At 66.5% G+C, this 10554-nt stretch carries 8 protein-coding genes; 6 read left to right on the top strand and 2 right to left on the bottom strand.

The window, feature by feature from the left end:
• Positions 1-78: 78 nt before the first annotated feature.
• Together acnA and ACIPVK_RS01515 are read left to right on the top strand one after the other, a co-directional pair.
• On the top strand, positions 79-2784 hold the full coding sequence (gene acnA, locus ACIPVK_RS01520; protein WP_407610213.1) for an aconitate hydratase AcnA: 2706 nt from the start codon (positions 79-81) through the stop codon (positions 2782-2784).
• Between the two features lie 131 nt (positions 2785-2915).
• Positions 2916-3434, top strand: coding sequence for a hypothetical protein (locus ACIPVK_RS01515; protein WP_407610212.1), 519 nt, complete (start codon positions 2916-2918; stop codon positions 3432-3434).
• A 38-nt stretch (positions 3435-3472) separates the two neighbouring features.
• On the opposite strand, the gene ACIPVK_RS01510 is transcribed toward ACIPVK_RS01515, so the two are convergent.
• Positions 3473-3892: a low molecular weight phosphatase family protein gene (locus ACIPVK_RS01510; protein ID WP_407610211.1), complete on the bottom strand. Its 420-nt coding sequence runs from the start codon at positions 3890-3892 to the stop codon at positions 3473-3475.
• A 231-nt stretch (positions 3893-4123) separates the two neighbouring features.
• Between ACIPVK_RS01510 and ACIPVK_RS01505 the strand changes: the two genes are divergently transcribed.
• The 4 genes from ACIPVK_RS01505 to ACIPVK_RS01490 all read left to right on the top strand — a co-directional run bounded on the left by ACIPVK_RS01505 (position 4124) and on the right by ACIPVK_RS01490 (position 9209).
• On the top strand, positions 4124-5878 hold the full coding sequence (locus ACIPVK_RS01505) for a molybdopterin-dependent oxidoreductase (protein ID WP_407610210.1): 1755 nt from the start codon (positions 4124-4126) through the stop codon (positions 5876-5878).
• 181 nt (positions 5879-6059) lie between these two features.
• Positions 6060-8027, top strand: coding sequence for a 1-deoxy-D-xylulose-5-phosphate synthase (gene dxs, locus ACIPVK_RS01500; protein ID WP_407610209.1), 1968 nt, complete (start codon positions 6060-6062; stop codon positions 8025-8027).
• A complete protein-coding gene (locus ACIPVK_RS01495) occupies positions 8024-8623 on the top strand; it encodes a DUF402 domain-containing protein (protein WP_407610208.1) in 600 nt (199 codons plus the stop codon). Before dxs ends, ACIPVK_RS01495 begins: the two co-directional genes overlap by 4 nt.
• 13 nt (positions 8624-8636) lie before the next feature.
• Positions 8637-9209, top strand: coding sequence for a hypothetical protein (locus ACIPVK_RS01490; RefSeq protein WP_407610207.1), 573 nt, complete (start codon positions 8637-8639; stop codon positions 9207-9209).
• 94 nt (positions 9210-9303) lie between these two features.
• Here the strand turns inward: ACIPVK_RS01490 and ACIPVK_RS01485 are convergent, their stop codons facing one another.
• A complete protein-coding gene (locus ACIPVK_RS01485) occupies positions 9304-10299 on the bottom strand; it encodes an NADP-dependent oxidoreductase (RefSeq protein WP_407610206.1) in 996 nt (331 codons plus the stop codon).
• Between the last annotated feature and the right edge of the window lie 255 nt (positions 10300-10554).

The following is a 10554-nucleotide window of genomic DNA, read 5'->3' as shown; positions in this document are numbered from 1 at the left end:
GAACTCAGTTAGGACCGCCTAACTGGACTTCCTTGTGGGCGTGCAACGAAGATGAAAAATCCGGCGAGAGGAGTCCCAGTGAGCAATGTGGACAGCTTTGGGGCCAAGGGCGTATTGGACGTCAATGGCAACGAATATGAAATTTACCGGCTGAACGCCGTCGAAGGTGCGCAAAGCCTTCCGTACAGCCTCAAGGTTCTTTTGGAGAACCTGCTTCGCACCGAAGACGGTGCGAACATCACTGCAGACCACGTCAGGGCCCTGGGCCAGTGGGATGCAAATGCCGAACCGAACACCGAAATCCAGTTCACCCCTGCACGCGTCTTGATGCAGGACTTCACCGGTGTTCCCTGCATCGTCGACCTCGCCACCATGCGCGAGGCAGTCAAGGAACTTGGCGGAGACCCGACTCGGGTGAACCCGTTGGCTCCTGCCGAAATGGTCATCGACCACTCCGTGCAGATCGACGTCGCCGGCAACGCCGGTGCCCTCGAGCGCAACATGGAAATCGAATACCAGCGCAACGGGGAGCGTTACCAGTTCCTGCGCTGGGGCCAGACCGCATTTGACGACTTCAAGGTAGTTCCCCCGGGAACCGGCATCGTGCACCAGGTCAACATCGAGTTCCTGGCTCGCACCGTGATGACCCGCGAAGTCAATGGCGTGCTTCGCGCATACCCCGACACCTGCGTCGGCACCGACTCCCACACCACCATGGTCAACGGCATGGGCGTGCTGGGCTGGGGCGTTGGCGGCATCGAGGCCGAGGCAGCAATGCTCGGCCAGCCCGTCTCCATGCTCATCCCGCGCGTGGTCGGCTTCAAGCTCAACGGCTCGATCCCCGCCGGTGCCACCGCAACCGACGTGGTGCTCACCATCACCGAGATGCTGCGCAAGCACGGCGTTGTCGGCAAGTTCGTAGAGTTCTACGGCCAAGGCGTTGCCCAGGTTCCGTTGGCAAACCGCGCCACCATCGGCAACATGTCCCCGGAATTCGGTTCCACCGCGGCCATGTTCCCGATCGATGACGTCACCCTTGACTACCTGCGCCTGACCGGCCGTTCCCAGGAAAACGTGGACCTCGTAGAGGCCTACGCCAAGGAACAGGGCATGTGGCACGACGCCGATCGCGAGATCCGCTTCTCCGAGTTCCTCGAACTCGATCTCTCGACGGTGGTTCCCTCCATCGCCGGTCCGAAGCGTCCGCAGGACCGCATCGAGCTTTCCAGCGCGAAGGAACAGTTCCGCAAGGACATCCACAACTACGCCGCTGGTGCAGCCGACGAACTGAACATCGGTCGCCCGTCGACGTCCGTTGAGGTCACCAAGGCCGATGGAACAAGCTTCTCCATCGACCACGGTCTGGTCTCGATTGCTTCGATCACCTCCTGCACCAACACCTCCAACCCCTCGGTCATGCTTGCCGCAGCTCTGCTGGCACGCAAGGCAGTGGAAAAGGGTCTGGTGTCCAAGCCGTGGGTCAAGACTTCGGTCGCCCCGGGCTCCAAGGTCGTCACCGAGTACTACGAAAAGTCCGGCCTCATGCCGTACCTGGAGAAGCTTGGCTTCTTCGTCGTGGGCTACGGCTGCGCAACCTGCATCGGCAACTCCGGCCCGCTGGACGCTGAGATCTCCGAGGCCATCCAGGCCCACGACCTCTCCGCAACCGCTGTGCTCTCGGGTAACCGCAACTTCGAAGGCCGCATCAACCCGGACGTGAAGATGAACTACTTGGCTTCCCCGCCATTGGTCATCGCTTACGCCCTGGCCGGCACCATGGACTTCGACTTCGAAACCGATTCCCTGGGCACCGACACGGACGGCAACGAGGTGTTCCTCAAGGACATCTGGCCGACTCCGACCGAGGTTCAGGCAACGATGGATTCCTCCATCGATGAGGGCATGTTCGCCAAGGGTTACGAAGGTGTCTTCGACGGCGACGATCGCTGGAAGGCGCTCGACACCCCGGCAGGCAACACCTTCGAGTGGGCCGAGGATTCGACCTATGTTCGGAAGCCCCCATACTTCGAAGGCATGACCGCAACCCCGGCACCGGTGGAGGACATCTCCGGCGCCCGCGTGCTGCTGAAGCTGGGCGATTCGGTCACCACCGACCACATCTCCCCGGCGGGTTCCTTCAAGTCCGATTCCCCGGCCGGCCAGTACCTGCTGGCCAATGGCGTGGACCGCAAGGACTTCAACTCCTACGGCTCGCGCCGTGGTAACCACGAGGTCATGATTCGCGGCACCTTCGCGAACATCCGTATCCGCAACCAGATCCTGGACAACGTCGAGGGTGGCTTCACCCGCGACTTCACCCAGGAAGGTGCTCCGCAGGCCTACGTCTACGACGCTGCGCAGAACTACAAGGAAGCCGGCACCCCGCTGGTTGTCTTGGGTGGCAAGGAATACGGTTCGGGCTCCTCGCGTGACTGGGCAGCCAAGGGCACCGCGCTATTGGGCGTCAAGGCCGTCATCACCGAGTCGTTCGAGCGCATCCACCGCTCAAACCTCATCGGCATGGGCGTTCTTCCGCTGCAGTTCCCGGCCGGCGAAAACGCCGAGACCCTGGGCCTGACCGGCACCGAGACCTTCTCCGTCGAGGGAGTGACCGAACTCAACAACGGCACCACCCCCAAGACCCTGAAGGTCACCGCCGTGGCGGAAGACGGCAAGACCGTCTCCTTCGATGCCGTCCTGCGCATCGACACCCCGGGCGAAGCAGACTACTACCGCAACGGTGGCATCCTGCAGTACGTCCTGCGTCAGATCTCCGCCAGCTAATTTAGCCAGCGAAGATCCACGCTCGCAAGGGCGGGTCGGACCGGAGAAATCCGGAACGGCCCGCCCTTGCGGCGTTAACTTCACGGCCCCTCCCGCCGCCCCTCGTCGCAGCGCCGGCAAGGTGCATTCTTATGGCAATCGTCCCGGCTTTGGGCTTTACTGGACCTACACCCCTTGACACCATTGGAATGAGGTCGAACATCATGGATTCGGGCCAGCTGGTGTGGATCATCGTCGTCGTAGTAGTCGTCCTGGCACTCCTTGGCTTGGCGCTGTTTTTCGCGCAGCGACGGAAGAGGGAGAAAGACCTCGAACAGGCCCAAACCCTCCGCGAGGCGGCCGCGGAGGAAGAACTGGACGCGCGGGAAAAAGACGCCCGGGCGGCCCGGGCGGATGCCGAAGCGCAGCAGGCGCGGGTTGATGCCGACCGCCTCCAGGGCGAAGCCCGGAATCTCAGCGACGACGCCGAGTCCGCGCGATCCAGCGCCCGCGAACGGGCCAGGCATGCCCGGACGCTCGATCCGGACTCGGATGACCGGTCGCTTGACCAAGACCCAGACGCCGGGACAAACCGTGGGCTGGACGCCGATGATGGCCGGCAGGAACAGGTTCGCGACCCCCGCCGGGACGAAGGCCCCGCCGAGCGCTGAGACGGGCCCCGCGATCCCGACCGGCCGCGCGCGGGGAATCAGTGGCTTGTGGATCCAAGCTCTGCGTTCAGGGCCGCAACCCGGGCAGCCAGGTCGTCACGCAGAAACGCCATGCGTTCGCGCTCGGTGGCCAGACCGCTGGGCGCCTCGCCCGGCACCCAGCGTTCCATGGCGACGCCCTCCAGCTCCGGGACCTGTGCTTCGCCCACGATGACGACCCGGTCCGCGGCACGCAGGGCCTCCTCGGTCAAGGCGGTGGGAACCTCGGCACGCATGTCCGCGCCGACCTCGGCGACCACCTCTGCGGCCAATTCGTTGATGTGGAGTGCCGGGATCAGGCCGGCGGAGAATACCTGGACGCGCTCTCCCGCCGCCTGGCGCAGCAAGGCGGCGGCGAGCTGGGACTTGCCGCCGTTGGTGTTGCAGACAAAGAGGACATGGGGTTTCTTCTCCGGCACGGCGGCAGATCCTTTGCTGGTGGTCGGGGCCGGGGGCCGGCCTGTCTTTCACCTCCATCCTATGGTCCGGGCCCTCCAGGGGCACCTATGCTGAAGGTGGCGGCCGCAGGCGCGACGCGTGTGAAGCGCTTGAATCCCGCCCGGGAGGTACTTCGTGCCATCGTTCAACAGTTCCAACTCCGTGCGGCCGCGCCCCGCGTCCCGACCTGTCGACGCCGTACGGGACATGCCGTGAGCAGGCCAAAACCCGACCATGCGGCCGGGGGATTCGACGAGCAACTCTCCAGGAAGCCCCTCGACGTGGTCGACGAATCCTGGGCCGGCGGAGTTCCTGCGCAATACGGAGTCGCTCCCCGGGTGCGGGTGGGCCGCGACCGCTGGCTGAACCTGCTGTGGCTGGTGCCGCTGGGTTTCGTGGTGCTGTTGGGTGCGGTCGCCGTGGCCAAGGGTCTGCGCACCACCCCGGGGGTCGCGGACTTCATCAACGAACACCCCGGCACCGTGCTGCCCGCCGGTGCCGAGGCGGGCGCGGGCTTCCCTCCGTGGGTCGGCTGGCAGCACTTCTTGAACATGTTGCTCCTCATCCCGATCATCCGCTCCGGGGTGACGATCATCGCCGACCACCCCCGGCTGTATTGGACCCGGCACTCCACACCAGGCAAGGACTGGTTCAGGGTGCAGAAGCCCGTCCCGGCCGACCCGCTGTACACCGCCAAGGAAGACTCGATCACCCTGCCCGATTCCTTGGGGCTGCCCGGACGGCGGCACTCGATCGGGCTGGCCCGCTGGTGGCACCTGGGCATGGACACGCTGTGGCTGGCCAACGGGATCGTGTTCTACATCCTGCTGTTCAGCTCCGGACGCTGGCTGCGCTTGGTTCCCACCAGCTGGGAGGTCTTCCCCCACGCCGTCTCGGTCGCCGTGCAGTACCTGTCCCTGGACTGGCCCGCCGACCACGCCTGGACCGGGTACAACTCCCTTCAGATGTTGGCCTACTTCGTCACGGTGTTCATCGCCGCACCACTGGCCCTTCTCACCGGGCTGGGCATGTCCCCGGCCCTGTCCACCAAGTTCCGGTGGATCAGCAGGTTCTTCAGCATCCAGGTGGCCCGTTCCCTGCACTTCCTGGTCCTGGTGTGGTTCCTGGTGTTCATCGTGATGCACGTGTCGCTGGTCATCGCCACCGATGCGCTGCACAACCTGAACATGATGTATGCCAACAGGAACGAGCCGCACGGGTGGGCCGGCTTCTGGATCTTCGCGCTCTCGCTGGCTCTCATGACGGCGTTCTGGGTGGCGGCCACCCCCTTCACCTACCGGCACCCGCGGGTGGTCCAGCGTGTGGGGTACGCGCTCATCGGGCCCGTGCAGCGCCTCTTCGAGCACCTGGATTCGAAGCCTGGCCAGTACACCGAAAAGGACATTTCCCCCTACCTGTGGCACAACGGCAAGTACCCGGTGGGCGAGGACTACCAGCAGCTGCGTAATTCAGGCTTTGCCGACTACCGGCTGCAGATCTCCGGGCTGGTGGAGAACCCGGTTTCGCTGAGCCTTCAGGAATTGCGGGCACTGGATCACCATGAGCAGATCACCCAGCACTTCTGCATCCAGGGCTGGTCCGGCGTCGCCAAGTGGGGAGGGGTGTCCATGGGCGCCATCCTTGATTTGGTCCGCCCGGATCCGAAGGCGAAATGGGTGATCTTCTACTCCTTCGCCGAGGGACCGGACGGCGGGATCTACTACGATGCCCAGCCCATCGAGCAGATGCGCTACCAACTCACGATGCTGGCCTACGACATGAACGACGAAGCACTGTCCTTCGGCCATGGTGCCCCGCTGCGGCTGCGCAACGAGGTCCAACTCGGCTTCAAGCTCGTGAAATGGATCAAGGGCATTGAATTCGTGGAGGACTTCGGGCAATTCGGCGGTGGCGAGGGCGGCTACAACAACGACCACGAGTTCTTCGGCTACCGGCAATCGATCTGAGTCGTGTACCGTCCGGTGGATTTCCGGGACCTTCGCCGCCGCCCCGCGCAGCAGGTGGAAGGAGGGGCCCGCCGCCGCCCCCGGGGGAGCGGCGATGTGGCGTGCACCGCCATGGTGCCCGGCGGCAAGGGACGAGCGGTAAGATTGAACGGGTATTTGCCATCTTGAAAGGATTGCCTCCGTGCCACTGCTTCCGACCATCAAGGAACCGCGGGACCTTCGTGGCCTGGACGCGGCTAAAATGCACCAGTTGGCCAAGGAAATCCGGTCCTTCCTGATCAAGAACGTGGCACGCACCGGTGGCCACCTGGGCCCCAACCTCGGCGTGGTCGAGCTGACCCTGGGCATCCACCGGGTCTTCGATTCACCCACCGACTCCATCATCTTTGACACCGGGCACCAGTCCTACGTGCACAAGCTGCTGACCGGACGCCAGGACTTCTCCACGCTGCGCCAGCAGGGCGGGCTCTCCGGCTACCCGGAGCGCGCCGAATCGGTGCACGACATCGTCGAGTCCTCCCATGCCTCCTCCTCGCTGTCCTGGGCCGACGGGATCTCCCGCGCCCGCAAGCTCACCGGGGAAGCCGACCGCTACGTCGTGGCCCTGGTCGGCGACGGCGCGCTGACCGGCGGCATGGCCTGGGAGGCCGTGAACAACATCGCCGCCGACAAGGACCGCCGCGTGGTCATCGTGGTCAACGACAACGGACGCTCCTACGCCCCGACGATCGGCGGGCTCGCCGACCAGCTGGCGGGGCTGCGCCAGCGCCTGGACATGTTCCGCACGCACCCTGCCTACGAGAACACCATGGACAGGCTCAAGACCCGCCTGAAGGATTCCGGCCCCGTGGGCCAGTTCACCTACAAGTCCCTACATGCCACCAAGAAGGGCATCAAGGACTGGTGGGCGCCCCAAGGCCTCTTCGAGGACCTGGGAATGAAGTACATCGGCCCCATCGACGGGCACAACCAGGCCGCCGTCGACCAGGCGCTGCAGCAGGCCCGCAACTTCGGCGGACCCGTCCTGGTGCACGCACTGACCGAGAAGGGCCGCGGCTACGCCCCGGCCCGCGCCGACGAGGCCGACCAGTTCCACGCGGTGGGGGTCATCGACCCGCAGACCGGCGAACCGGTCTCCAAGGCCTCGGCACGCTCCTGGACCTCGGTCTTCGGCGAGGAAATCGCCGACATCGCCGATGAACGCAAGGACATCGTGGCCATCACCGGCGCGATGCTGCAGCCGGTGGGCCTGAAGACCATGTCCGAGCGGCACCCCGAGCGGGTGCTGGACGTGGGGATCGCCGAGCAGCACGCCATGACCTCCGCCGCGGGCCTGGCCTTCGGCGGCCTGCACCCGGTGGTGTGCGTCTACGCGACGTTCCTGAACCGGGCCTTCGACCAGCTGCTCATGGACGTCGCCCTGCACAAGGCCGGGGTCACCGTGGTCCTTGACCGCGCCGGGGTCACCGGACCGGACGGGCCCAGCCACCACGGCATGTGGGACATGGCGCTGATGCAGATCGTCCCGAACCTCCACCTGGCCGCCCCGCGCGACGCGGTGCGGCTGCGCGAGGAACTGCGCGAGGCCGTGGCCATCTCCGACGCGCCCTCGGTCGTGCGCTTCTCCAAGGGCAACGTGGGCCCGGAGATCGTGGCCACCGCGCGCCTGCACGACGGCGTGGACATCCTGGCCAAGCTCGGTGCCGGCGAGGAACGCGACGTGCTCATCGTCTCGGTGGGCGCCATGAGCGAACTCTGCCTGGACGTCGCGGCCCGGCTGAACGCCCAGGGCATCACCGTCACGGTGGTCGACCCGCGCTGGGTGTTGCCGGTGCCGCGCTCCATCATCGGCCTGGCCGCCCGGCACCGCATCGTCGTCTGCGTCGAGGACGGGGTCCGCGCCGGAGGCGTGGGCTCGCGCATCCGCCAGGAAATGCGCGCGGCCGGCGTGGACACGGCCCTGAATGAGGTCGGCCTGCCCACCGAGTTCCTGGCCCACGGCACCCGCGACCAGGTCATGGAGCGGGTGGGGCTGACCGCCGACCGGATCGCGAACGACACCCTGGCCCAGGTGCTGGGCACCAAGGTCCCCTTCGCCCGTCCGCTGCCCGGGGCCGAGATGCCCACCGGGCAGATTCCGCAGCTGTGAGCGCCGCAGCACCTGTACCCGCGAACCTGCCCCGGGACCTGGCCGGCGCCGTCCCCGGCGACATCGTGGTGGCCCGGGCCTGGAAGTACAACGGGGCCCCGCACTGGGTGGTTCCCGGGCACTATCTGGGAGCGGATGACCACGGCCATTGGATCTACCAGCCCGCCGGCTCCTTGGTCTCGCGCCCGGGCCACGGCCACTGGGCCGACACCGACGCGGTGTGCCTGGTGCCGCGCGCCGGCCACTGGCTGGGCACCTTCTACGACGACCCGGCGGAGGACTTCCGCGTGTACCTGGACCTGTCCACCCAGATCGGCTGGCGGCAACTTTCCCGCGGCGGCTGGGAAGCCAATTCCGTGGACATGGACCTGGATGTCATAGACTCGCGCTCACGCGGGATCTTCCTCGACGACGAGGACGAATTCGCGCAGCACACCACCCTCATGGGCTACCCGCAGGATCTGGTGGCGTGCATCATCGACGAGGCCCAGGCACTGCTGGTCTCCCTGGAGGGTTCGCACGCCCCCTTCGACGGCACCGCCACCACGTGGCTTGTCCACGGCCGCACTGAATTTTCAGACGCATCATCCCGCTAAGGAGCACCACCACATGTCAATAGTCCGCACCTACCGCCGCGACGACGATGGAACCCTGAAATTCCGTGAGGCTTGGTTCACCACCTACGAGGGCGAAGAGCTCGGACAGTTTGTGATCAACCACGGCACCGTCGGGCACGTGTCCAAGACCGAAACCGCCAAGGACGTCAACGAGGCCACCGCCGAGGGCCTGCTGGCGGCGTTCACCGTGGCATGCCAGGAGGACGGCTTCGCGCCCCTGACCCGGGAGGAGCAGGGCTGGGTCTACGTGCAGTACGCGCTGAAGAGCGCCGAGGGCACCGACCGCGACAAGTACCTGGAAACCACCGCCAAGGAGGCACTCGTGGGGCACCTGGCCTGGCGCGGCCTGGGCACCGTGGAGTCCTCGGACTACGCGCCGCGCAAGCTGAACATCCGCATCCTGTCCCCGGAGCCCAAGAAGGCCGTCACGGCCATCAAGACCTGCCTGCGCGAGGCCAAGCTGGACTTCACCAAGCTGTCCATCGCCACCGCGCCCTTCGAGGCCCCGGAGAAGCCCAAGCAGGCGTTCCCGCTGCCGGCCAAGGCACCGTTCACCCTGGGCTAGGCACCAAGACCAAGACCGGCACCAAGAACAAGTCCCGGCAACGAGGAATCGTTGCCGGGACTTGTTCTGCCTGCGGCGGGGTCAAGGCCGCGGGTCAGGGATTGCTGATCACGGCCTTGCCGCGGATGCCGCCCTGCGACAGGGACTTCAGGCCCCGGGCGGTCTGGCCGAACGGGTAGACCCGCCCGACGACGGGGCGCAGGGCACCGCTGTCGACGAGGTCGGTGATGCGGCGCAACTGCTCCCCGCTGGCGCGCATGAACAGGAACTCGTAGCCCACCCCGAGCTTCCGGGCCCGGTGGCGGATTCCCGCGCTTAGCCCGGCGACGCCCAGGCGCAGCAACGGGTTCAGGCCGGCTTCCTTGGCGAAGGCCGGATCCGGGGGCCCGGAGATCCCGATCGCCTTTCCGCCGGGAGCCAGCACCCGCAGGGACTTGGCCAGGTTGTCCCCGCCAAGGCTGTCGAGCACGAGGTCGTAACCGGAGAGCAGCGACTCGAAGTCCTCGTTGCGGTAGTCGATGACGGTGTCGGCACCGAGCTCGCGCACGAACCCGGCGTTGGCGGCACTGGCGGTGGTGGCCACCGCGGCGCCGAGGTGCTTGGCGAGCTGGATCGCGATGGACCCGACGCCGCCGGCTCCGGCATGGATCAGGACCTTCTGCCCCGGTTGCACGTTGCCGCGCTCGACGAGGGCCTGCCAGGCGGTGAGCGCCACCAGCGGCAGCGAAGCGGCCTCCTCCATGCCGATCGACACGGGCTTCAGGGCCAGGTCCACCTCGGGCACCGCGATGCGTTCGGCAAAGGTGCCGATGCGCGTGGTGGAGGGGCGGCCATAGACCTCGTCGCCCACCTTGAAGCCCCGCACGTGCTCGCCGACCCGGATGACGGTGCCGGCGACGTCGTGGCCCAGGACCAGGGGCAGCTTGTAGGGCAGGATCGCCTTGAACTCGCCCGCCCTGATCTTCTCGTCGAGCTGGTTGAGTCCCGCGCCCTGCATCCGGACCAGCACGTCGTGCCCGCCCACCGTGGGTTCGGCCACGTCCGCTTCCTGCAGCTCGCCCTTGTACCGGGTGAGGATGAATGCCTTCATGCTGGGGTGCTCCTTCTTGGTGTGCTTGCGTGGTGGGGCTGGTGGCGGCCGGGCTACGCGTTCCCGGCCGCCGGCTGCGCGTGGCGGGACTCGATGGGTGCGCCGAGTCCGGCGGTCATCGCCGTGTCGACTGCATCATGGAGTGATGTCATGAGCATGAACTTTCGGTTGGTGGTCGACGACACCGCGGGGGAGTTGCGGTGGCCCCGGGCGTGTCAATGCCGAGGGCCGGGTGCCTCGGGCCGGCGTGGGAGA

Origin of the sequence: Paeniglutamicibacter sp. MACA_103 (genome assembly GCF_045798555.1) — a bacterium.
Taxonomy (GTDB): domain Bacteria; phylum Actinomycetota; class Actinomycetes; order Actinomycetales; family Micrococcaceae; genus Paeniglutamicibacter.
The sequence above is the reverse complement of the archived record's forward strand: the minus strand, read 5'-3'. Positions and strand labels throughout refer to the sequence as shown.